21 protein-coding genes are annotated in these 23,922 nt (G+C 56.6%); 15 read left to right on the forward strand and 6 right to left on the reverse strand.

Annotated elements, in window-relative coordinates; genetic code table 11:
• Positions 1 to 57 precede the first annotated feature (57 nt).
• On the forward strand, positions 58 to 1,209 hold the full coding sequence (locus tag Y71_RS06905) for a 3-phenylpropionate MFS transporter (RefSeq protein ID WP_007370796.1): 1,152 nt from the start codon (positions 58 to 60) through the stop codon (positions 1,207 to 1,209).
• Here Y71_RS06905 and csiE read toward each other — a convergent pair.
• Positions 1,206 to 2,483: a stationary phase inducible protein CsiE gene (gene csiE, locus Y71_RS06910; RefSeq protein WP_007370797.1), complete on the reverse strand. Its 1,278-nt coding sequence runs from the start codon at positions 2,481 to 2,483 to the stop codon at positions 1,206 to 1,208. The two genes, Y71_RS06905 and csiE, sit on opposite strands and share 4 nt — an antisense overlap.
• 124 nt (positions 2,484 to 2,607) lie before the next feature.
• On the opposite strand from csiE, the gene Y71_RS06915 reads away from it, so the two are divergent.
• Positions 2,608 to 3,246, forward strand: a complete 639-nt coding sequence (locus Y71_RS06915) for a DUF1007 family protein (RefSeq protein ID WP_007370798.1) — start codon at positions 2,608 to 2,610, stop codon at positions 3,244 to 3,246.
• The gene (locus tag Y71_RS06920) at positions 3,237 to 4,217 is read left to right on the forward strand and encodes a nickel/cobalt transporter (RefSeq protein ID WP_007370799.1); all 981 of its coding nucleotides are present in this window, start codon (positions 3,237 to 3,239) and stop codon (positions 4,215 to 4,217) included. Before Y71_RS06915 ends, Y71_RS06920 begins: the two co-directional genes overlap by 10 nt.
• Positions 4,218 to 4,329: 112 nt before the next feature.
• Here the strand turns inward: Y71_RS06920 and suhB are convergent, their stop codons facing one another.
• Positions 4,330 to 5,133, reverse strand: coding sequence for an inositol-1-monophosphatase (gene suhB, locus Y71_RS06925; protein WP_007370800.1), 804 nt, complete (start codon positions 5,131 to 5,133; stop codon positions 4,330 to 4,332).
• Between the two features lie 117 nt (positions 5,134 to 5,250).
• Here suhB and trmJ point away from each other — a divergent pair, with 117 nt between their 5' ends.
• From trmJ to sseB, 11 genes are all read left to right on the forward strand, one after another.
• A complete protein-coding gene (gene trmJ / locus Y71_RS06930; protein ID WP_007370801.1) occupies positions 5,251 to 5,979 on the forward strand; it encodes a tRNA (cytosine(32)/uridine(32)-2'-O)-methyltransferase TrmJ in 729 nt (242 codons plus the stop codon).
• A gap of 222 nt (positions 5,980 to 6,201) precedes the next feature.
• Positions 6,202 to 6,693 carry a Fe-S cluster assembly transcriptional regulator IscR gene (iscR, locus tag Y71_RS06935; RefSeq protein ID WP_007370802.1) on the forward strand — a complete coding sequence of 164 codons (492 nt, stop codon included), beginning with the start codon at positions 6,202 to 6,204 and terminating at the stop codon, positions 6,691 to 6,693.
• 118 nt (positions 6,694 to 6,811) lie between these two features.
• Positions 6,812 to 8,026 (forward strand): cysteine desulfurase, encoded by a 1,215-nt coding sequence (gene iscS / locus Y71_RS06940; protein ID WP_007370803.1) that lies wholly within the window; start codon positions 6,812 to 6,814, stop codon positions 8,024 to 8,026.
• Between the two features lie 30 nt (positions 8,027 to 8,056).
• Positions 8,057 to 8,443 carry a Fe-S cluster assembly scaffold IscU gene (gene iscU / locus Y71_RS06945; protein ID WP_007370804.1) on the forward strand — a complete coding sequence of 129 codons (387 nt, stop codon included), beginning with the start codon at positions 8,057 to 8,059 and terminating at the stop codon, positions 8,441 to 8,443.
• A 17-nt stretch (positions 8,444 to 8,460) separates the two neighbouring features.
• Positions 8,461 to 8,784, forward strand: a complete 324-nt coding sequence (gene iscA, locus Y71_RS06950; protein ID WP_007370805.1) for an iron-sulfur cluster assembly protein IscA — start codon at positions 8,461 to 8,463, stop codon at positions 8,782 to 8,784.
• 71 nt (positions 8,785 to 8,855) lie between these two features.
• The gene (gene hscB / locus Y71_RS06955; RefSeq protein ID WP_007370806.1) at positions 8,856 to 9,371 is read left to right on the forward strand and encodes a co-chaperone HscB; all 516 of its coding nucleotides are present in this window, start codon (positions 8,856 to 8,858) and stop codon (positions 9,369 to 9,371) included.
• A 19-nt stretch (positions 9,372 to 9,390) separates the two neighbouring features.
• Positions 9,391 to 11,241 (forward strand): Fe-S protein assembly chaperone HscA, encoded by a 1,851-nt coding sequence (hscA, locus tag Y71_RS06960; protein WP_007370807.1) that lies wholly within the window; start codon positions 9,391 to 9,393, stop codon positions 11,239 to 11,241.
• A gap of 1 nt (position 11,242) precedes the next feature.
• On the forward strand, positions 11,243 to 11,578 hold the full coding sequence (gene fdx / locus Y71_RS06965; RefSeq protein ID WP_007370808.1) for an ISC system 2Fe-2S type ferredoxin: 336 nt from the start codon (positions 11,243 to 11,245) through the stop codon (positions 11,576 to 11,578).
• Between the two features lies 1 nt (position 11,579).
• Positions 11,580 to 11,780, forward strand: coding sequence for a Fe-S cluster assembly protein IscX (gene iscX, locus Y71_RS06970; RefSeq protein WP_007370809.1), 201 nt, complete (start codon positions 11,580 to 11,582; stop codon positions 11,778 to 11,780).
• A 98-nt stretch (positions 11,781 to 11,878) separates the two neighbouring features.
• Entirely contained in the window at positions 11,879 to 13,165 is a 1,287-nt protein-coding gene (gene pepB, locus Y71_RS06975) for an aminopeptidase PepB (RefSeq protein ID WP_007370810.1), read from the forward strand.
• Between the two features lie 75 nt (positions 13,166 to 13,240).
• Positions 13,241 to 14,017 (forward strand): enhanced serine sensitivity protein SseB, encoded by a 777-nt coding sequence (gene sseB, locus Y71_RS06980; protein WP_007370811.1) that lies wholly within the window; start codon positions 13,241 to 13,243, stop codon positions 14,015 to 14,017.
• A gap of 30 nt (positions 14,018 to 14,047) precedes the next feature.
• Here sseB and Y71_RS06985 read toward each other — a convergent pair whose 3' ends face one another.
• From Y71_RS06985 to Y71_RS07000, 4 genes are all read right to left on the reverse strand, one after another.
• Positions 14,048 to 14,821, reverse strand: coding sequence for a MurR/RpiR family transcriptional regulator (locus tag Y71_RS06985; protein ID WP_007370812.1), 774 nt, complete (start codon positions 14,819 to 14,821; stop codon positions 14,048 to 14,050).
• Positions 14,822 to 15,664: a 3-mercaptopyruvate sulfurtransferase gene (sseA, locus tag Y71_RS06990; protein WP_007370813.1), complete on the reverse strand. Its 843-nt coding sequence runs from the start codon at positions 15,662 to 15,664 to the stop codon at positions 14,822 to 14,824.
• Positions 15,665 to 15,762: 98 nt separating this feature from the next.
• On the reverse strand, positions 15,763 to 17,124 hold the full coding sequence (locus Y71_RS06995) for a 6-phospho-alpha-glucosidase (protein ID WP_007370814.1): 1,362 nt from the start codon (positions 17,122 to 17,124) through the stop codon (positions 15,763 to 15,765).
• A gap of 12 nt (positions 17,125 to 17,136) precedes the next feature.
• Complete coding sequence (locus Y71_RS07000) at positions 17,137 to 18,681, reverse strand: PTS transporter subunit EIIC (RefSeq protein WP_007370815.1); 1,545 nt, start codon at positions 18,679 to 18,681, stop codon at positions 17,137 to 17,139.
• 281 nt (positions 18,682 to 18,962) lie between these two features.
• Between Y71_RS07000 and Y71_RS07005 the strand changes: the two genes are divergently transcribed.
• The gene (locus Y71_RS07005) at positions 18,963 to 23,921 is read left to right on the forward strand and encodes an alpha-2-macroglobulin family protein (protein ID WP_007370816.1); all 4,959 of its coding nucleotides are present in this window, start codon (positions 18,963 to 18,965) and stop codon (positions 23,919 to 23,921) included.
• Position 23,922 lies beyond the last annotated feature (1 nt).

Genomic DNA, 23,922 nt, shown 5'->3' on the forward strand with positions numbered 1-23,922 from the left:
TTACTTGCAAGCCTTGCCATTTGCCTCCAGACTATCGCCACCATTCAGGAGGAAATCATGGTCTTGCAGTCCACGCGCTGGCTGGCGCTCGCTTACTTCACCTACTTTTTTAGCTACGGTATTTTCTTACCCTTCTGGAGCGTCTGGCTCAAAGGCGTTGGCCTGACGCCGGAAATCATTGGCATGCTGCTTGGCGCAGGGCTGGTGGCTCGTTTCCTGGGGAGCCTGCTGATTGCTCCGCGCGTGAGCGATCCTTCTCGTTTAATCACCGCACTACGTGTGCTCGCGCTGGCGACATTACTGTTTGCGCTGGCGTTTTATGCTGGCAGCCATGTTGCGTGGTTGGCGGTGATCATTGTCGGTTTCAACCTCTTTTTCTCACCGTTAGTGCCGCTCACCGATGCGCTGGCGGGCACCTGGCAAAAACAGTTCCCGATGGATTATGGCCGGGTCCGGTTATGGGGATCGATCGCCTTTGTGATTGGCTCGGCGCTGACCGGTAAGTTGGTGAGCCTCTATGATTATCGGGCGATTCTGGCGATGCTGACGCTGGGCGCCGCCTCAATGCTGCTGGGGATGCTGCTGCGCCCGTCCATTCTGCCGCAGGGTGAAAGCCGCCATCAGGAAGGTGCTGGCTGGTCAGCCTGGCGCGCGCTGTTTGTGCAAAACTGGCGTTTTCTGGCGTGCGTGTCGTTACTGCAGGGCGCGCATGCTGCCTACTACGGTTTCAGTGCGATTTACTGGCAATCGGCCGGTTATTCCGCCTCGACGGTGGGCTACCTTTGGTCGTTAGGCGTGGTGGCTGAAGTGGTGATCTTCGCCCTCAGTAACCGGCTTTTCCGCCGCTTCAGCGCCCGCGATCTACTGCTGCTTTCCGCCGTCTGCGGGCTGGTGCGCTGGAGCTTGATGGGCTGGACCACAGAGTTACCGTGGCTGATTGCCACACAAATCCTGCACTGCGGAACCTTTACCGTTTGCCATCTTGCGGGTATGCGTTATATCTCCGCCCGTAAGGGCAGCGAAGTGATCCGTTTACAGGCGATTTATTCCGCCGTGGCGATGGGCGGCAGTATTGCCGTGATGACCATGTTTGCAGGATTCCTGTTCGAATATCTGCATCAGGGGTTGTTTTTCGTAATGGCGCTGCTGGCAATCCCGGCACTGTTCCTGCGACCGAAAGTGGCCGCCCAGCAGCCGGTTGCCAGCTAACCTTCCAGCATGGTGCGAATATGCTGTTGTTGCTGTGAACTCAGCGACTCGACGGCATGGATGAGCGGCGGGGAAAAGAGCGGCAGCGGTGTGGTGTAAGGGGTGATGACTAACGACACATCCTTTGGTGCGCCCACATTGCGAAACTCCGCCAGCGGCAGGTAGTTGATGGTCAGCGGCAGCAGCGTTAACTCGCGTAGTTGCTGCTCAATCTGCTGCTCGCGCGCCGTGTCATCGCCGGTAAGCAACACCACCTGTTTCTCATGCAAGTCGGTCGCCTGCATCAGCCAGGCGCCGAAAATCACCGCGACCAGCCCCGCTTCTTCATCGCTAAAGCGCAGTGCGTATTCATCTTCCAGCTCCTGTAATGCCTCACGCGTGGTGCGCATTAGACGTGGGTAGAGGCGATGGATCTCTTCCGGCAGGCTGTTATCAATGCCGATGCCAAACAGACAGCGATCCAGCGCCTGCGCCAGATGAATATAAAGCTGCGCGGTTAAACCTTGCTCATCACTAAAACGTAACCCGGCAAGCTGGTGAAAGCGGGCAATCATTCGGGCAATCGCCTGTTGCAGACGGCGATCCTGCTGATGCTGGTCGCGAAGCGGATCGGGCGTGCGCACCAGCATAAAGAGCAGCGACAGAAACAGATGCTCATTTTCCTGCGGCACTGCCGCTACCCGGCGCTGCCAGTGGCGCACAATATCGTGCGCGACCAGGTATTCGGCGCGCATTTGCGCCCAGGTTTGTTGCACTGGGGTAAATTCCGGCGTCTGCCCGTGATGGTTTTGTAACAGACAATACTGCAAGTAGAGGCAGAGAAACTGCATATCCCGGCACTCAATCGAGCGTTGTAAACGACGGGCGCAGAGGTTAATTAAGGCGCGCAGATTGGTGTCGTCATACAGGGTTCGGGCAATGCCTTGTTGTTTAAGCGCTGTTTTTAACAACGGGGTAAACTGTTGCGTGATAAATTGCGGGCACAGCCGCAGCGCGCGACGCAACCAGTGCAGCAGGCATAAGCGCTGGTCGAGGGGAGCGCCTTCAATCCGATAGCTGCCGTTGTGCTGGCGCACGATGGAAATCCGGTGGTAACGCTGGATTTCACTGTTGGTCTCGTCAATATCCTGCCGGGCTGCGGCATCATCAACGCCATTCACGGCGCTGATATGTTCCAGGCTGACGCTTTGCCCCGGCAGGGCAAGCATCAACAGCACCTGGCAGCGGCGCTGCGGACTGGAGAGCGCAGATGGCGGTGTCATTACAATAGTCATCTGTCAGATTCCAGTTAGGGTGTTTGATAAGCGTAGTTAAAGGTATGCTCAGCGATAGCGAAGCCGCGGTGCTTTCATTCAGGATTGCCGGAGAGCATCACAGAATTTTTCACGTGAGGAACAGATGCAAGCAGTTAAACAATGCGTCACGGGCGTGTTTCTCGCGCTTTTATCGTTTACGGTAAGCGCGCACCCGCACAGTTTTATCCAGCTGAAAACACAAGTATTAGCAGAGAATGGTCACTTCTCCGGCCTGAAAATGCGCTGGACAATGGATGAGATCACTTCAGCGGATCTGCTTTATGATGCGGGCAATGCGCAGCCAGGCGATGAGGTGTGGAAAAAACTGGCGGCGGAAGTGATGGCGAATGTACTTGGTCAGCACTATTTTACTGAGGTCTGGCACAACGGGCAGAAAGTAAAATTCCTCAACCGACCGACGGAATATGGTATGGAGCGGGAAGGGCATCAGGCGGTGTTGACGTTTATCCTGCCGCTCGCCGAGCCGCAGCCGCTTAGCGGCCAGCAATATACTTTTTCTACCTTTGATCCCACCTATTTTGTCGATATGAGTTACGACAAAGCGAGCGATGCGTCTCTGCCTGCAGAGTTGCAGAAATCCTGTAAGCTGGCCGTTCATACCCCTAAACCCGGCGAAGAGGTGCTGAATTATGCGCAGTCGCTGGACAAAGCCGATGCGCCGGAGGAAGACATGGAATTAGGCAAACAATTTGCACAAACGGTAACCCTCTCATGTCAGTGATATCCGGTGTTCGTCCCCGTTCCCGCCGCCTGCTGGCATGGTGGCCGCTGCTGCTGTTTATGCTCTGTGCGCTTATTGCCGGTTTTTGGTTGTGGCAGGTGTGGCCGCAGGTGATGATCAAAAGCGCGATCTGGCAGCGCAATGTGAATATACAAATGAGCGCATTGCTGAAAGCGGTGGCGGAAAACCCAACCAAAGCGGGCGGTTCGCTGCTGTTGTTCAGCTTTGTCTATGGCGTGTTGCATGCGCTGGGGCCAGGACACGGCAAAGTGGTGATCGCCACCTGGCTTGCCACGCATCCCTCTAAATTGCGTTCCGGTATTATGCTGACACTGGCTTCCTCGCTGTTGCAGGGGCTGGTGGCGGTTACGTTAGTGGTGGTAGTGCTGAACATTCTGACGTTACCTGCACGGCAACTGCATTTAAGCGGTTACTGGCTGGAGAAGGGCAGCTACCTGCTGGTCGGCGTGCTGGGGCTGATGCTGTGCTGGCGGGCGCTGAAAAAGTTGTTTGCTCTGCGGCAAAAACCAGTATTTCGCACGTTTACGCCACATCATGTACACCACGAAGGCTGCGGCTGTGGGCATCAGCATCTGCCGACTTCTTCGCAACTGCAAAGCGGTGAAGACTGGCGAGCCAGGTTGATGATTGTGTTATCCATGGGGATGCGCCCGTGCTCTGGTGCGATCATGGTGTTGCTGTTCAGCAAAGTGATTGGCGTTTTTGCCTGGGGCGTGGCGTCAGCGTTGGTGATGGCGGCGGGCACGTCACTGACCATCAGTGCGCTGGCGCTACTGGTACATGGTTTTCGTCAGTTAGCGGTAAAACTCAGCGGCCAGCAGACGCCGGTATTATGGCGACAGGTAGGCTGGACAACGCTGGCTCTGGCGGGAGGGGTGTTGTTGATAAGTGCGGCGGTGGTGATGTGGGTCAGCGCGTTACCGCCGGGCGGCGGTTTGCGGCCGTTTTGATAGTGCCGGATGGCGGCTTACGCCTTATCCGGCCTGGGCGACATACACGAACCATGATGGAATACGTAAGCTGTAGGCCCGATAAGCAAAGCGCCATCGGGCAATAAACATCTCAGCGTTTCAGCGCGTCGCTCAGTTCTTCGCGCATGTTTGCCAGCATGGCTTTTACGACACGCGGGTTACCTGCAACGATGTTGCCAGTCATCATGTAGTTGTGGCCGCCGGTGAAATCACACACCAGACCACCCGCTTCACGCACCAGCAGCTCGCCTGCGGCGAAATCCCACGGTTTCAGCCCGATTTCAAAGAAACCATCAACGCGGCCTGCGGCAACATAGGCCAGATCCAGCGCGGCGGAACCGGTGCGGCGGAAGTCCGCGCATTCGGTAAACAGTTTGCCGACAACGTTAATGTAGGTCGTCGCGTGCTGTTTTGCTTTGAACGGGAAACCGGTCGCCAGAATGGTACCATCCAGATCGCGGGCATTGCTGCCGCGCAGACGGTAGCCGTTAAGCTGTGCGCCCTGGCCACGGGTTGCAGTGAAAAGTTCGTTACGCATCGGATCGTAAACCACCGCAACTTCAGTGCGGCCTTTAATACGAACGGCGATAGATACCGCGAAATGCGGCAAACGTTTGATGAAGTTGGTGGTGCCATCCAGTGGATCGATAACCCATTGCACATCCTGGTCAGTGCCTTCGTGCTCGCCACTCTCTTCGGTGATGATGGTGTGTTGCGGGTAAGATTTGCGGATGGTGTCAATAATCACTGCTTCAGCAGCTTTATCAACGTTGGTCACGAAATCATTGCTGCCTTTCTGGCTGGTTTCTACGGCATCGGGAGTTTCGTAGTTTTTGGCAATTAAATTACCCGCCTTGCGCGCAGCACGCACGGCGATGTTCAGCATCGGATGCATCGGTCTCTCTCACTGGATGTTAAAGAACGGAAAACGGCGCACATAATAGCAGCCAATTCGGAATATGTCTTCGGTTTATGATAATATGCACGAATATTCTTTAGCCGTTGAAAATCTATGCTGCAAAATATTCGAATCGTACTGGTGGAAACCTCCCACACCGGCAACATGGGCTCTGTTGCCCGTGCAATGAAAACAATGGGGTTGACGAATCTGTGGCTGGTTAACCCGCTGGTTAAACCGGATTCACAGGCCATCGCTCTGGCGGCAGGTGCCAGCGATGTCATCGGCAGTGCGCACATTGTCGATACGCTGGATGAAGCATTAGCTGGCTGTAGCCTGGTGGTTGGCACCAGCGCCCGCTCACGTACGCTCCCATGGCCGATGCTCGATCCGCGCGAATGCGGATTAAAAAGCGTCGCGGAAGCAGAACACGCGCCGGTGGCGCTGGTGTTCGGCCGCGAGCGTGTCGGCCTGACGAATGAAGAACTGCAAAAGTGCCATTATCACGTGGCGATTGCCGCTAACCCGGAGTACAGCTCGCTGAACCTGGCGATGGCGGTGCAGGTTATCGCTTATGAAGTGCGTATGGCCTGGCTGGCGACGCAGGAGAGTGAATCTTCTGCAGAACATGAAGAGACGCCGTATCCGCTGGTCGACGATCTTGAGCGCTTTTACGAGCATCTGGAAAAGACGCTGCTGGCGACCGGTTTTATCCGCGAAAACCATCCCGGCCAGGTGATGAACAAGCTGCGCCGTCTGTTCACGCGTGCGCGCCCGGAAAGCCAGGAACTGAATATCCTGCGCGGTATTCTGGCCTCTATTGAGCAGCAGCATAAAGCGTGATTTGCTGGCGCTCATCAGTCTACAAGCCCCGCGCCAGTAGGCCGGAAAGGGCAACGTGCCACCCGGTATTTATGTTAAGCACGAAAAGTCAAATACCTGACTAATTTAGTCAACTAAATAGTTGACCAATTTAGTCGGGAATGTCAGACTTGCAACCGCTATGCAACATTAACATATTAAATAATATAGCCCGGGCAGGGGCGAGTTTGAGGCTTGTAAGACATGAGACTGACATCGAAAGGGCGTTATGCCGTGACCGCAATGCTGGACGTTGCACTCAACTCCGAAGCGGGCCCGGTTCCGTTAGCTGATATTTCTGAGCGTCAGGGAATTTCCCTGTCCTATCTGGAGCAGCTGTTCTCCCGTCTGCGTAAAAATGGCCTGGTGGCCAGCGTGCGTGGTCCTGGCGGTGGTTATCTGCTGGGCAAAGATGCGAGCAGCATCGCCGTGGGCGAAGTGATCAGCGCTGTTGACGAATCGGTAGACGCAACCCGTTGCCAGGGTAAAAGCGGCTGCCAGGGTGGCGATAAGTGTTTGACCCATGCGCTGTGGCGCGATCTGAGCGACCGTCTGACCGGTTTCCTCAACAACATCACACTGGGTGAACTGGTCAATAACCAGGAAATTCTCGATGTGTCCGATCGTCAGCACAGCACTGAATCCCATCGCACCACCCGCGCACAAGACGCTATCGACGTTAAACTGCGCGCATAATAAAAAACAGTATTCAGAATTGGGCCGGGGCACATCGATGTGCCCCGTTAACACGGTCGTACATCCAGCCGGTTGCCTGATTCCTTGCATTAGAGCGATGTACGGAGTTTAAAGAGCAATGAAATTACCGATCTATCTCGATTACTCCGCAACTACGCCGGTGGATCCGCGTGTTGCCGAGAAAATGATGCAGTTTCTCACTCTGGACGGGACCTTTGGTAACCCAGCCTCCCGTTCACACCGTTTTGGCTGGCAAGCTGAAGAAGCGGTAGATATCGCCCGTAACCAGATCGCTGAACTGGTGGGTGCCGACCCGCGCGAAATCGTCTTCACCTCCGGCGCGACCGAATCCGACAACCTGGCGATCAAAGGTGCTGCCAACTTTTATCAGAAAAAAGGCAAGCACATCATCACCAGCAAAACCGAACACAAAGCCGTGCTGGACACCTGTCGCCAGCTTGAGCGCGAAGGGTTTGAAGTGACTTACCTCGCCCCGCAGCGCAACGGCATTATCGATCTGAAAGAGCTGGAAGCGGCGATGCGTGACGACACCATCCTCGTCTCCATCATGCATGTGAACAACGAAATCGGCGTGGTGCAGGACATCGCAACCATCGGCGAAATGTGCCGTGCTCGCGGCATTATTTATCACGTTGATGCTACTCAGAGCGTCGGCAAACTGCCGATCGACTTAAGCCAGCTGAAAGTGGATCTGATGTCCTTCTCCGGCCATAAAATCTATGGGCCGAAAGGTATTGGCGCTCTGTACGTACGCCGTAAACCGCGTATCCGTATTGAAGCGCAGATGCACGGCGGCGGTCACGAGCGCGGTATGCGTTCCGGTACGTTGCCTGTTCACCAGATCGTTGGCATGGGCGAAGCTTACCGTATTGCCAAAGAAGAGATGGCGAGCGAAATGGAGCGTCTGCGCGGTCTGCGTAGCCGTCTGTGGAACGGCATCAACGATATCGAAGAAGTTTACCTGAACGGCGATCTTGAGCACGGCGCACCGAACATCCTCAACGTCAGCTTTAACTACGTTGAAGGCGAGTCGCTGATCATGGCGCTGAAAGATCTGGCTGTTTCTTCCGGTTCTGCCTGTACTTCCGCAAGCCTGGAACCGTCCTACGTGCTGCGCGCACTGGGTATGAGCGATGAGCTGGCGCACAGCTCCATCCGTTTCTCTTTAGGTCGTTTTACCACCGTTGAAGAGATCGACTACACCATCGAACTGGTGCGTAAATCCATCGGCCGTCTGCGCGAACTCTCTCCGCTGTGGGAAATGTTCAAACAGGGCGTGGATATCAACTCCATCGAATGGGCTCATCACTAATAACGGTTGCGGAAACAGGAGAATTTAATCATGGCTTATAGCGAAAAAGTAATCGATCACTACGAAAATCCGCGCAACGTTGGCTCGTTCGACAACGGCGACGACAGCGTCGGTAGCGGCATGGTTGGCGCGCCAGCGTGTGGCGACGTCATGAAGCTGCAAATCAAAGTTAACGATAAAGGCATCATCGAAGACGCGCGTTTCAAAACCTACGGTTGTGGCTCGGCGATCGCTTCCAGCTCGCTGGTAACTGAGTGGGTGAAAGGCAAGTCACTGGACGAAGCGCAGGCGATCAAAAACACCGATATCGCTGAAGAGCTGGAGTTGCCGCCGGTGAAAATCCACTGCTCTATCCTGGCGGAAGATGCGATCAAAGCCGCGATTGCGGACTACAAAAGCAAACAAGAAGCGAAATAAGGCAGGAGGTTGTTGTCATGTCCATTAGCCTGAGCGACAGTGCTGCCGCGCGAGTAAATACCTTCCTGGCCAACCGTGGCAAAGGGTTTGGTCTGCGTCTGGGGGTCAGAACCTCCGGTTGTTCTGGTATGGCCTACGTGCTGGAGTTTGTTGACGCGCCGACTGAAGAAGATACGGTGTTCGAAGACAAAGGCGTGAAGGTAGTGGTTGACGGCAAAAGCCTGCAATTCCTCGACGGCACTCAACTGGACTTTGTCAAAGAAGGCCTGAACGAAGGGTTTAAATTCACCAACCCTAACGTCAAAGACGAGTGCGGTTGCGGCGAAAGCTTCAACGTCTGATCGCCTACCCATTGACCCCACCGCAGCATGCTGCGCGTGGGGTTTGCTTCGATTGCACACCCGGAATTGTTATGGATTACTTCACCCTCTTTGGGTTGCCGGCCCAATACCTGCTTGACGTTCAGGCGCTGGCGACACGTTTCCAGGATCTGCAACGGCAGTTCCACCCCGATCGCTTTGCCAGCCGCCCGCAGGCGGAACAACTGGCTGCGGTCCAACAATCCGCTACCATTAATCAGGCGTGGCAAACCCTGCGCAATCCGCTCTCCCGCGCGGAATATTTGCTGTCGCTGCACGGCTTCGATTTAGCTTCTGAACAGCACACCGTTCGCGACACGGCCTTTTTGATGGAGCAGCTTGAGCTGCGCGAAGAGCTGGATGAGATCGAGCGTGCGGAAGACAGCGGCCGTCTGGAAGCGTTCCAGAAGCGGGTAAAAGGGATGTACGACGCCCGCCACCAGCAGATGGTGGAACAACTCGACAATCAGACGTGGGACGTCGCGGCGGATACCGTGCGTAAACTGCGTTTTCTCGATAAACTGCGCAGCTCAACAGAACAACTCGAAGAAAAACTGCTCGGTTTTTAATTTTTTTTGGAAGCACATAATGGCCTTATTACAAATCAGTGAGCCGGGTCTGAGCGCCGCGCCGCATCAGCGTCGTCTGGCGGCGGGCATCGATCTCGGCACCACCAATTCGCTGGTTGCCACCGTGCGTAGCGGTCAGGCGGAAACGCTGGCCGACAGCGCCGGGCGCCATTTACTCCCTTCAGTGGTTAACTACCAGGCTGACAGCCACGTTGTCGGCTACGATGCGCGCGCCAATGCAGCGCTGGATTCGGTCAATACCATCAGCTCCGTAAAACGCCTGATGGGCCGCAGTCTGGCGGATATTCAGGCGCGTTACCCGCATCTGCCGTGGCAATTCCAGGCCAGTGAAAACGGCCTGCCGATGATTGTGACGCGCGGCGGCGTGGTCAACCCGATCCGCGTTTCTGCCGATATACTGAAAGCGCTGGCTGCCCGCGCGCAGGAGACGCTCTCCGGCGAACTGGATGGCGTGGTGATCACTGTTCCTGCCTATTTCGACGATGCGCAGCGTCAGGGCACGAAAGATGCTGCGCGTTTAGCCGGGTTGCATGTGCTGCGTCTGCTCAATGAGCCGACCGCGGCGGCGATTGCCTACGGCCTGGATTCCGGCAAAGAAGGCGTTATCGCCGTTTATGATCTTGGCGGCGGCACTTTTGATATCTCCATTCTGCGTCTGAGCCGCGGCGTGTTCGAAGTGCTGGCGACCGGTGGTGATTCCGCGCTCGGCGGCGACGATTTCGACCACTTGCTGGCAGATTATATCAGCGAGCAGGCAGGCATTACCGATCGCAGCGATGCGCGTCAGCAACGTGAACTTCTGGATGCGGCGATTGCCGCCAAGATTGCGCTGAGCGATGCCGACAGCACAACTGTTGATGTGGCTGGCTGGCAGGGCGTGGTAACTCGCGCGCAGTTTGAAGAGATGATCTCAACGCTTGTCAAACGCACTCTGCTCTCCTGCCGTCGTGCGCTGAAAGATGCGGACGTGGAAGCGCAGGATGTGCTGGAAGTGGTAATGGTGGGCGGTTCCACTCGCGTACCGCTGGTGCGTGAACGCGTGGGTGAATTTTTCGGCCGCACGCCGTTAACCTCCATCGACCCGGATAAAGTAGTGGCAATTGGCGCGGCGATTCAGGCAGACATTCTGGTCGGCAACAAGCCGGACAGCGAAATGCTGCTGCTGGATGTTATTCCGCTGTCGCTGGGGCTGGAAACCATGGGCGGACTGGTGGAAAAAGTTATTCCGCGCAACACCACGATTCCGGTGGCCCGCGCCCAGGAGTTCACGACCTTTAAAGATGGCCAGACCGCAATGTCTATCCATGTAATGCAGGGTGAGCGGGAGCTGGTGGCGGATTGCCGTTCGCTGGCGCGTTTTGCTCTGCGTGGCATTCCGGCGCTGCCGGCGGGTGGGGCGCATATTCGTGTCACCTTCCAGGTAGATGCTGACGGTCTGTTGAGCGTCACTGCGATGGAGAAATCCACCGGCGTGGAAGCCTCCATCCAGGTGAAACCCTCTTACGGTCTGACCGACGGCGAAATCGCCAATATGATTAAAGACTCCATGAGTTTCGCCGAGCAGGACGTGAAAGCGCGCATGCTGGCGGAGCAGAAAGTGGAAGCCGCGCGCGTGCTGGAAAGTTTAACCGGCGCGCTCGCCGCTGATGCCGCGCTGTTAAGCGCCGCAGAGCGCGAGGTTATCGACGAGGCAGTTGCACAGTTGCGCAGCGTGGCCGACGGCGATGATACCGACGCGATAGAACAAGCCATTAAAAATGTAGATAAACAAACCCAGGAATTCGCCGCGCGCCGTATGGATCAGTCCGTGCGTACCGCGCTGAAAGGCCATTCCGTCGACGAGGTTTAATATGCCTAAAATTGTTTTTCTGCCTCATCAGGATCTCTGTCCGGATGGCGCAGTTCTGGAAGCGAAGAGCGGTGAAACCATTCTTGATGTTGCCCTGCGCGGCGGTATCGAGATTGAGCACGCCTGCGAAAAATCATGTGCCTGCACCACCTGCCACTGCCTCGTGCGTGAAGGGTTTGACTCTTTGCCGGAAAGCAGCGAAGACGAAGACGACATGCTGGATAAAGCCTGGGGTCTGGAGCCGGACAGCCGTTTAAGCTGCCAGGCGCGCGTCACCGATGAAGATCTGGTGGTAGAGATCCCGCGTTACACCATTAACCACGCGCGGGAGCACTGATATGGGATTGAAATGGACCGACAGCCGCGAAATCGGCGAGGCGCTGTATGACAGCCGCCCGGATGTGGACCCGAAAACCGTACGTTTCACCGATATGCATCAGTGGATCTGCGAGCTGGAAGAGTTCGACGACGATCCGAACGCATCGAATGAAAAAATTCTCGAAGCGATTCTGCTAGTCTGGTTAGACGAAGCATCATAATCATCTCACGGGCTGCCTTCGGGCGGCCCGTTTTCATGCATACGTAGGCCGGAAAAGGCAACGTTGCCATCCGGCGCCTGCCGATAAGGATAAATATAATGACAGAAGCTATGAAAGTGACACTCACCACGCAAAGCGCGGATGCGCGTTGGGGTGAAAAAGCCTCATGGAGCATCAATAACGACGGCATCGCCCTGCATCTGAATGGAAAAGACGATTTAGGTCTGATTCAGCGCGCCGCGCGCAAAATCGACGGCCTGGGCATTAAACACGTTGCACTGAGCGGCGAAGGCTGGGACGCGGATCGTAGCTGGGCGTTCTGGGCCGGTTACAAAGGGCCGAAAGGCACACGCAAAGTGGAGTGGGCGCCGCTGGACGAAGCCGGGCAAAAAGAGCTGGATAGCCGCCTGAAAACCATCGACTGGGTACGCGACATCATCAACGCGCCGGCAGAAGAGTTAGGGCCGGAGCAACTGGCGCAGCGCGCGGTCGATCTGCTGCACAGCGCGGGCGGTGAAAACGTCTCTTACCGCATCACCAAAGGCGAAGATCTGCGCGAGCAGAATTACCTTGGCCTGCACACCGTTGGTCGCGGTTCTGAGCGCCCGCCGGTATTGCTGGCGCTGGACTATAACCCGACCGGCAACCCGGATGCGCCGGTATATGCCGCGCTGGTGGGCAAAGGCATCACCTTTGACTCCGGCGGTTACAGCATCAAACCAACCTCATCAATGGATTCAATGAAATCCGATATGGGGGGCGCGGCGCTGGTGACCGGCGCGCTGGCGTTCGCCATCACCCGCGGGCTGGATAAACGCGTCAAACTGTACCTCTGCTGTGCCGACAACCTGATCAGCGGTAACGCCTTTAAACTGGGCGATATTATTCATTATCGCAACGGCAAAACCGTAGAGATCATGAACACCGATGCTGAAGGGCGTCTGGTGCTGGCGGATGGCTTGATTGATGCGTCTGCGCAAAAACCGCAGTTTATCATTGATGCCGCAACGCTGACTGGCGCGGCGAAAACCGCGCTGGGTAACGATTACCACGCGCTGTTCAGCTTTGACGATGCGCTGGCTGGCCGTCTGCTCAACAGTGCGACGGCAGAAAATGAACCGTTCTGGCGTCTGCCTCTGGCGGAGTTCCACCGCAATCAGCTGCCGTCCAGCTTTGCAGAATTGAACAACACCGCCAGCGGTTCTTTCCCGGCCGGGGCAAGCACGGCTGCCGGGTTCCTGTCGCACTTTGTTGAAAACTACCAGCAGGGCTGGCTGCATATCGACTGCTCCGCCACCTACCGCAAAGCGGCAGTGGAACAGTGGGCGGCCGGTGCGACCGGGCTTGGCGTACGCACCATCGCGAATTTATTGACTGCCGGGTAAGCGTCATTGTAGGCCGGATGGCATTATGCTCATCCAGCCTACAAAAGGCATGGACTACAACGAATCAGAGAACCTATGTCCGAAAGCAAAAACGAATTAGAAACCCTGCTGGAGCAGGCGGCGACCGAGCCCGCTTATCGCCCGGCTTTTTTCCGTACGCTGCTGGAATCAACCGTCTGGGTGCCGGGTACGGCGGCGGAAGGTGAAGCGATTGTCGAAGACAGCGCGCTGGATTTGCAGCACTGGGAAAAAGATGACGGTAACTCGGTCATTCCGTTCTTTACCTCGCTGCAAGCCTTACAGCAGGCCGTTAGCGAAGAACAGGCATTTGTGGTCATGCCTGCGCGTACGCTGTTTGAAATGACGCTGGGAGAGACGCTATTCCTCAACGCTAAATTACCCACCGGCAAAGAGTTCACGCCGCGCGAGTTAAGCCATTTAGTGGGCGCAGAAAGCAGTCCGCTCAGCCAGCAGGAAGTGCTGGAAGGCGGTACGGCGCTGCTGCTTTCCGAAGTAGCTGAACCGCCTGCGCAAATGGTCGATTCACTGACCACGCTGTTTAAAAGCATCAAAACCGTTAAACGCGCGTTTCTCTGCTCAATTAAAGAGAAGGCCGACGAGCAACCCAACCTGCTGATTGGCATTGAAGCGGAAGGGGACATCGAAGAGATCATCCATGCAGCGGGCAGCGTCGCGACAGATACGCTGCCTGGGGATGAACCGATCGATATTTGCCAGGTGGTGGAAGGCGAGAAAGGTATCAGCCACTTTATGCTGGCGCATATCACGCCGTTCTATGAACGCCGCTGGGGCAGTTTCCTGCGCGATTTCAAAAACAACCGCATTATCTGATGAACAGGCGGTGCGAAATGTACCGCCCGTTTATTGCGTCGCTTCCAGCAGCAACAGATCCATTAACAGCACCAGATTCGACTCAAACGACGTAATGCCCGCCGCTTCGGCAGCAAAGTGCACCGCTTCGTCATACAGCGCAAAATGCACATCCGCCAGTTCCGCCAGCGTGTTTGCTGATGCGCGGGTAAAGGCGACGACCGTCATGCCAACCGTGCGCGCAATCCGCGCTTTATCCAGCACCTGCTCGGTTTCACCGCTGCGCGACACGGCAATAAAGACCTGATAACGCGCGGCATTGCTGAGGAAGATATTGCGGCTGTCGCCAGGCCCGGAGATAAACGCCGTCTTGCCCAGCACCTGCAACCTCTTGGTTAAATACTCGGCGAAGAGATAAGAGAACCCCGCGCCATAGAGAAAAAAACTCTCCCGATCGCGCAGCAGCGCGGCGAAGCGGTGACGCTTCTCTTCCGTCACCCACTGGAAGGTGCGCTGGTAATTGGCCATAAACTGCGGGAACAGCGCCGGTAGCTGGTCATGCCCTTCATGATGTTGCTGAGCAATATGCGGTGTGTCGGACAAAAGCTGTTTGCAGTGCCAGATAAATTCGCTGTAGCCGCTGAAGCCAAGTTTCTGACAGAGCCGGATAATGGTGGCGGTGGAAACGTAAGTCGCCTGCGCCAGCTGACGCACGGTGATATTACCCACCAGCAACGGATGTTCCGTCAGATGTGCAAGCACACGATATTCCGCGCGGGTCAGTGACGCCCCGCGCGTCAGCAAGGGCGCAAGCCGGTTGTCCATTCAGGCCGGTTCGACAGGCAAATCGTCGCGCGCGCCCCATTCACTCCAGGAGCCGTCATACAGTGTCACGTTATTTGCGCCCAGCGTCGTAAGCGCAAGGATCACCACGGACGCCGTGACGCCGGAGCCGCAGCTGGCAATGATCGGCTGGTTCAGGTCAACGCCCTGGCGGCGGAAAATGGCGGCCAGTTCATCGGTGGTTCTCAGTTCACCATCGACCACCAGATCAACCCACGGCACGTTCAGTGCGCCGGGAATATGCCCGCGCTTCAGGCCCGGACGTGGTTCATCGACTTCGCCGGAAAAACGCGGGGCTGGGCGCGCATCGACAATCTGCGCGGTGCCTTCGTGGCTTGCCAGCAGTACATCGGTCAGCTTTTTCACCACGGATGGATCGAAGTTGGCGTTAAAGTCGGATTCCGGCAGCGGCACCTCGCCTTTCTGCAACGGCAGGGCGTCGCGCTGCCAGCCAGCCAGACCACCCTCGAGAATCGAGACATTCTCCACGCCGTAATTGCGCAGCATCCACCATGCGCGCGGCGCGGAGAACAGCGTGCCTTCGTCATACACTACCAGGTGTTTATCCTGGCTGATGCCCAGCTCGCGCATCGCCACGGCGAACGCTTCCGGGCGCGTCAGCATGTGCGGTAAGGATGTGCTGTGGTCGGAAAGGGCTTCAATATCAAAAAACACCGCGCCGGGAAGATGCCCGTCACGGTACTCCGCACGCATATCGCGATGCTCCTGACCCACTGGCGCCATGCGGGCGTCAATCAACTGGATTTCAGGATCATCGCTATGCTCTATCAGCCAGTCGGCCGCGACAAAAAATGAGGTGGACATGGGGTTCTCCGTGTCATCAATAATTACTCTGAATTGTTAACGTTTTTTCATCACCCTACAAGCCACCTTCGCTAAACCCGCGAGCCAACTCGGTATTTTTATACCGCTTTGCCGTTTTCCCACGCTTTTTGCAGCGCAGGCCAGTAGTCGCGGTTAGCCTCAATCATCTCATCGAGAATCGCTTTGGCATGCTGCATGGTCGGCACTGTGCGGTTCAGGGTAAACGCCTGGAGCGCTTTTTCGTAGCTGCCTTCAATGGTGGCTTCAACCAGCAGTTGCTCCGAGGCCAGTTGCTGCATTAACAGCGTCTGGTGGAAGAGCGGCACTGCACCCATGCGTACCGGTTCCGGGCCGGAGGAAGTGATGTAAGCCGGAACTTCCACCATTGCGTCATACGGCAGATTGGCGATCGCACCTTTATTTTCCACAATCACCAGGTGGCGCTGGCGAAGATCAAATGCCAGCGAGCAGGCCACATCAACGATAAACGCGCCATGGACGCCAACATGAAACGCATCGGGCAGGACTCCGCTGCGTTGATACTCCTGTGCGGCGGCAAACAGTTTCTTTTCGCGCCCGTTCATCACTTCATTGGCGCGCGTGTAGTCAGGATCCTGGTGCGCGACGATCTCGTTTGGCATCAGGTAATACTGCAAATACGGGTTCGGCAGATACTCGGGGAAGTGATCCATAATCGGCTTGATATTGCGCCAGGTTTTCACCCATGACGGATCGGCGTGCTGCGGATCCGTTTGCGCGGCGTCTTCGGTCAGCAGGCCAAAGCGGGCAACGTGTTCGCGCAATTCCGGCAGGCGATCTTCGCCATCCACGCGCACCTGCGTAAACCAGCCGAAGTGATTCAGGCCAAAATAATCGACTTCCAGCTTGTGGCGGTCGACGCCGAGGATCGCCCCCATATTGCGCATCGCGGCGACCGGCATATCGCAAATATTCAGCACCCGCGCCTGCGGACGCAGCCGACGCACCCCTTCAGCGACGATCGCCGCGGGGTTAGAGTAATTGACGATCCACGCTTTCTCATCTGCGTAGCGCGTAACCTGATCGATAAGCTCGACCATCGGCAGAATGGTGCGCAGGCCATAGGCCAGCCCGCCGGGGCCGCAGGTCTCCTGGCCTACGACACCATGACGCAGCGGAATCTTCTCATCCTGTTCGCGCATCTTGTACTGACCAACGCGCATCTGGGCAAAGACGAAATGCGCACCGCTGAATGCCGTTTCCGCATCATTCGTTACGGTAAATTTGATGCGCTGGCTGTGGTCGCGGATCACTTTTTCCACCACCGGCGCAATGGTGTTTTGCCGCGCTGCATCGATGTCGTAGAGACGAATTTCCGCCAGCGGGAATGCTTCCAGCTGAACCATCAGGCTTTTCACGATGCCCGGTGTATACGTACTGCCGCCACCGGCGATAGATAAAATAAACGGGGGTTTAACCATTTCTGGACTCCTTCAGAGAAACATCTCAACGGCTTCTCGCATTTTTTTGACATGCAGCCCGTAGACCACCTGAACGTTATTACCTTGTCTGATCACGCCCTTTGCACCGGTCGCTTTCAGTTGCGGTTCGTTAATCACCGCCGCGTCTTTCACCGTGACGCGCAGGCGGGTGTAACAGTTGTCCACCACCTCAATGTTGGCGCGTCCGCCCAGCCCGGCGATAATCGCTTCGCCCATCGCGTCGTTATTGCCTTTCGCCTGGTAATCCTGCTTGCTGTAAAGGCGTGTCTCTTCGTTCTCTTCCTCGCGGCCTGGCGTTTTCATATCGAAGTGCAGAATCAAAAAGCGGAAGATCACAAAGTAGAGGGCGAACATAATGACGCCGACAAGGATATACATCGGCCAGTTAGACTTCTGGATACCGAGCGGCAGGTTGTAGAGAATAAAATCGATGATGCCGTTCGCGCCGATGGCATGAACGCCGAACAACGAGAACAGCATCATGCCGATCCCGGTCAGCACTGCATGCACCACAAACAGCAGCGGCGCAACAAAGAGGAAAGAGAATTCAATCGGTTCCGTCACGCCGACCAGCAGCGAGGTGAGCGCGGCGGGGATCAAAATTGCTTTTGCGGCCGCTTTGCGTTCCGGTTTTGCCGTAACGTACATCGCCAGCGCGGCGGCAGGCAGGCCGAACATTTTACTGATCCCGCGCGCATCCCAGACTACCGTGCTGCTGAGTTGCTTCACGTCAGGACAGGCGATTTCCGCGAAGTAAATGTTTCGCGCACCCTGATAGGTGCTGCCGCAAACATCCGCTGTACCGCCCAGTTCGGTATAGAGAAACGGCGTATAGACCAGATGATGCAGCCCGGTCGGCACCAGAATGCGCTCAAGAAAACCGTACACCGCCACGCCAAATGGCCCGGCGCCTTTAATTGCCAGCGCCAGCGTGCTGATACCGTGCTGGGCGAAGGGCCACAGCTCACTCATTACCACGCCAAGCACCATCGACACCGGCAGCATAATCATCGCTACAAAGCAGTGGCCGGAGTAAATCGCCATCGCGCCGGAAAACTGCACGCCGGAATGTTTGTTGTACAGATAACCGCTAAGCGCGCCGGTCAGGATACCGGCAAATACGCCCATTTCCAGCACCTGTACCCCAAGCACCATGCTCTGACCAGCCGCTTTCATCTGAGCGGCTGGAGCCAGCGCGCCCTGCATTTGCAACGTCACGTTCATGGCATTGATGAACACAATAAACGTCACCAGACCAATCAGCGCGGCGTAGCCTTTATCCCGCGAAGCCAGCCCGACCGGGATACCAACGGCAAATACCAGCGCCAGGTTGGCGAGCACGGAGACAGCGGATTTAGCGATTAACTGGCCGATGTTCTGAATAAGTGGGTGACCGAGGAATGGCAAATATTCGGCCAGATTGCCATTGCCAAAAATATTCCCGACGGCAATAAACAGGCCGACGATGGGCAAAATGAGTACCGGACCAAAGAGGGACTTACCAAAATTTTGTAGGGCATTCACGGCTCTGGACATAATGATCTCTCTTATTAGAACCGCGCACAAAGGTGCACAGACAGCGTAACGTTAGCAGTCTGAAGTAATATTTATCCAGCTATCTTATTGTTTTAAAAACAAATGACTCGCAACGTTACATGTTACGTTACGACCTGTGATCCCCGTAACAATGCCAGCATGATGAGAACGCCGCCTTTGCGAGGCGCTTTCCAGAATTCATCAGACATTTTGTAATTCATGCGGCTGCGCATAATACTAGGTGGGCCTCTTTCAACAGGTTAATGAACCAGGGATAACGAATGAAACCGCTACGTATTGCGGCGCTGACTGCTGCGCTGCTGACCACCCTTACGCTTGCTGGCTGCGATAACAACGATAAACCGAAAGCCGCCAGCGCGCCTGCTGCGTCTTCCACTAGCGCTGAGCAAAAAACGCTTCCTGCCGCGCCGGACAAAGAGAAACTGGCTCAGCTTGCCGCCCGTAGTGAAGGCAAGCCGCTGACGCTGCTGGATGCTTCTGAAGTGCAACTGGATGGCTCCGCCACGCTGGTGCTGACTTTCTCGGTCCCGCTCGATCCTGCGCAGAATTTTGCCTCTACCGTGCATCTGGTGGATAAAAAGAGCGGCAAGGTGGATGGCGCATGGGAGCTGGCACCCAATCTGAAAGAGCTGCGTCTGCGGCATCTGGAGCCGAATCGCGAACTGCTGGTATCGGTCGATCGTGGGCTGGTGGCGCTGAATAAAGCCACCTTCGGCATCGATTATGAGAAAACCATCGCCACGCGCGACGTTCAGCCAAGCGTCGGTTTTGCCAGCCGGGGTTCACTGCTGCCGGGTAAAGTCGTGGAGGGGCTGCCCGTCATGGCGCTGAACGTCAATAATGTTGATGTTAACTTTTATCGCGTGAAGCCGGAGTCGCTGGCGGCATTTATCAGCCAGTGGGAGTATCGCAACTCGCTTTCGAACTGGGAGTCGGACACGCTATTAAAAATGGCCGATTTGGTCTATACCGGCCGCTTTGATCTCAATCCGGCGCGCAATACCCGGGAAAAACTGCTGTTGCCGTTAAGCGGTATCCAGCCGTTGCAGCAGACTGGCGTCTATATCGCGGTGATGAATCAGGCCGGGCACTACAACTACAGCAATGCCGCCACGCTGTTCACCCTCAGCAATATCGGCCTCTCGGCGCACCGTTACCATAACCGGCTGGATATTTTCACCCAGGGGCTGGAAAACGGTGCAGCACTCTCTGGCATTGAGGTGTCGTTACTGAATGAGAAGGGGCAAACCCTGGCGCAGGCGACCAGCGATGCTGATGGGCACGCTACCCTGAACACCGATAAAGAAGTAGCGCTGGTGCTGGCGCGCAAAGACGGTGAAACCACGCTGCTGGATCTAAAATTACCGGCGCTGGATCTGGCCGAATTCGCTATTGCCGGCGAGCCGGGCTACAGCAAACAGTTCTTTATGTTTGGCCCGCGCGATCTGTATCGTCCTGGTGAAACGGTAATCCTTAATGGCCTGCTACGTGACAGCGACGGTAAACCGCTGGCGGAGCAGCCGGTCAAACTCGAAGTGGTCAAACCGGATGGCCGGGTGGTACGCACAGTGGTCAGCCAGCCGCAGAATGGCCTGTATCACTTTACTTACTCGCTGGATGCCAGCGCGCAAACGGGAATATGGCATTTCCGCGCCAATACTGGCGATAACCTGCCGCGCGAGTGGGGTTTCCACGTTGAAGACTTTATGCCGGAGCGCATGGCGCTGAACATTACGCCGCAGCCAACGCCGGTGGATCCGGCCGCAGATGTGGTGTTCAACGTGAATGGTCACTATCTCTATGGCGCCCCCGCCAGCGGCAATACGTTGCAGGGGCAACTGTTCCTTCGCCCTCTGCGCGACGCGGTAGCCGCGCTGTCTGGCTTCCAGTTTGGCGATATTGCTGAAGAGAACCTGAGCCGCAGCCTGGATGAAGTGCATCTGACGCTGGATAACGAAGGTCAGGGCGCGGTCAGTACGCCGAGTCAGTGGCAGGAGACGCACTCGCCGTTACAGGTGATTTTGCAGGCCAGCCTGCTGGAATCGGGCGGGCGTCCGGTTACGCGCCGTGCGGAACAGGCTATCTGGCCTGCGCAGTCGCTGCCGGGGATCCGTCCGCAATTTGCCGCTAAAGCCGTTTACGACTACCGCACCGACACCACCGTCAATCGGCCGATTGTTGATGAAGGCAGCAACGCGGCGTTCGATATTGTCTATGCCGATGCCGCCGGGACGAAAAAGGCGGTTAATGATTTGCAGGTGCGCCTGATCCGCGAACGGCGCGACTATTTCTGGAACTGGTCGGAAAGCGAAGGCTGGCAGTCGCAGTTCAACCAGAAAGATCTGGTGGAAGGTGAGCAGAGCCTCAGCCTTGCGGCGGATGAAACCGGCAAGGTGAGTTTCCCGGTGGACTGGGGTTCTTACCGCCTGGAAGTGAAAGGGCCAGATGACACCGTCAGCAGCTTGCGTTTCTGGGCCGGTTATAGCTGGCAGGACAACAGCGACGGTGCGGGCGCTGCGCGGCCTGACCGCGTCACCATGAAGCTGGACAAACCGGGTTATAAACCGGGCGACACCGTGAAATTGCACATCACCGCGCCAGCCGCAGGTAAAGGTTACGCGATGATCGAATCCAGCGAGGGACCACTGTGGTGGAAAGAGATTGATGTGCCAGCCGACGGCCTCGATCTGAGTATTCCGCTCGATCAAAAATGGCAGCGTCACGATCTCTACCTCAGCACGCTGGTGATCCGCCCGGGCGATAAATCGAAATCCGCCACGCCAAAACGCGCGGTCGGTTTGCTGCACTTACCGATGGGCGATGAAAACCGCCGACTCAACATTGCGCTGGATGCGCCACCAAAAATGCGTCCCAACCAGCCGCTGACCGTCAAAGTGAAGGCGACGGTGAAAAACGGCGAAACTCCGAAACAGGTGAATGTACTGCTCTCCGCCGTAGATAGCGGCGTGCTGAATATTACCGACTACGTGACGCCGGATCCGTGGCAGGCCTTTTTCGGGCAGAAACGCTACGGCGCGGATATCTATGATATTTACGGCCAGGTGATTGAAGGGCAAGGGCGGCTTGCCGCGCTGCGCTTCGGTGGCGATGGCGATGAAATGAATCGCGGCGGAAAACCGCCGGTCAATCACGTCACTATCATTGCCCAGCAGGCGCAGCCGGTACAGCTGGATGAAAACGGCGAAGGCTTGGTGACATTACCGATTGGCGATTTCAACGGTGAATTGCGGGTAATGGCACAGGCATGGACGGCAGAGAATTTTGGTAGCAGTGAAAGCAAAGTGGTGGTGGCCGCACCGGTGATAGCCGAACTGAACACGCCGCGTTTCCTCGGCAGCGGCGACACGTCGCGCCTGACCCTGGATCTCACCAACCTGACCGATCGGCCGCAAACGCTCAATGTTGCCCTCAGGGCCGGGGGATTACTGGCGCTGGAAAGTCAATCGCCGGAGCCGCTCACTTTGTCAGCGGGTGAACGCGCCACCGTGTTTATTCCGGTACGGGCGCTGGATGGGTTTGGCGACGGCGAAATTAACGCGCAAATCAGCGGATTGACGCTGCCAGGCGAAACCTTCGCGCCGTTACAGAAGCAGTGGAAAATCGGTGTGCGCCCGCCATTTGCTGCACAAACGGTCAACAGCAGCGCAATGCTTAAACCTGGCGAGAGCTGGCACGCGCCGGAACAACATCTGGCGGGCATTTCATCGGCCACACTTCAGGGGCGCCTGCTGTTGAGCGGCAAGCCGCCGCTCAATATCGCGCGCTACATTCAGGAGCTAAAAGCCTATCCGTATGGCTGTCTTGAACAAACCGCCAGCGGGCTATTCCCGTCGCTTTATACCAATGCCGCGCAGCTTAAAGCGCTCGGTATTAAGGGCGACAGCGACGAACAGCGGCGCGCAGCGGTGGATATTGGTATCTCCAGACTGCTGCAAATGCAGCGCGACGACGGTGGATTCTCGCTGTGGGATAAGAGCGGGCCGGAAGAGTACTGGCTGACGGCGTATGTTACCGATTTTCTGGTCAGCGCCTCGGCGCAAGGATACAGCGTTCCGACGGAAGCGCTGAACAACGCGAATAACCGCTTGCTGCGTTACCTGCAGGACCCTGCAACGATGGCGGTGCGTTATAGCGACGATCTCCCGGCAACGAAATTTGCAGTACAAAGCTATGCCGGGCTGGTGCTGGCGCGTCAGCAAAAAGCGCCACTGGGTGCGCTGCGTGAAATCTGGCAGCGCCACGACCAGGCCAAAGCCGGGTTACCACTGATGCAGTTGGGCGTGGCGTTAAAACTGATGGGCGACGCGCAACGCAGCGAACAGGCGCTGGCTCTGGCATTGAAAACGCTGCGAGCGAAGGATAATCGCTGGCTGGCGGATTATGGCAGCGATTTGCGTGACAACGCGCTGATGCTGGCGCTGCTGGAAGAGAATACGTTGCTGGAACAGGAGCAGACGCGCCTGCTGACGACGCTCTCGGAACAGGCTTACGGGCAGCGCTGGTTATCGACGCAGGAAAGCAATGCCTTATTTATGGCCGGACGTAATCTGCAAAATGCCTCCGGGGCGTGGCAGGCGCAAACTTCGCTGGAGACGGCGGCGCTCAGTGGCGATAAAACGCAAACCCGTAACCTCGATGCCGATCAACTGGCGGCATTGCAGGTGACCAACAGCGGTAGCTCACCGTTATGGCTGCGCCTGGACAGTAGCGGGTACCCAATGCAGGCACCTGCGCCTTTTGACAACGTGCTGCACATTGAACGCACGGTGCTGGGCACTGACGGACGGAGCAAATCGCTCTCATCGCTGAAAAGTGGCGAGCTGGTGCTGGTCTGGCTGGAGGTGAGCGCCAGCCAGAATGTCCCGGATGCGCTGGTGGTGGATTTACTGCCTGCCGGTCTGGAGCTGGAAAACCAGAATCTCGCGAGCAGCAGCGCCAGCCTCCAGGAGAGTGGTAGCGAAGTACAGGAACTGCTTAACCGGATGCAGCAGGCTGACATTCAGCATATGGAGTTCCGTGACGATCGCTTTGTGGCTGCCGTGCCAGTGAGCGAAGGCCAGCCGGTGACGCTGGTTTATCTGGCGCGCGCGGTAACGCCGGGGACGTATCAGGTGCCAGCGCCGCAAGTGGAATCGATGTACGTTCCGCAGTGGCGGGCAACCGGCGCGACCCGTAGCCCGATGATTATTGTCCCGTAAC

It is taken from the genome of Kosakonia radicincitans DSM 16656 (assembly GCF_000280495.2).
Taxonomy (GTDB): Bacteria; Pseudomonadota; Gammaproteobacteria; order Enterobacterales; family Enterobacteriaceae; genus Kosakonia; species Kosakonia radicincitans.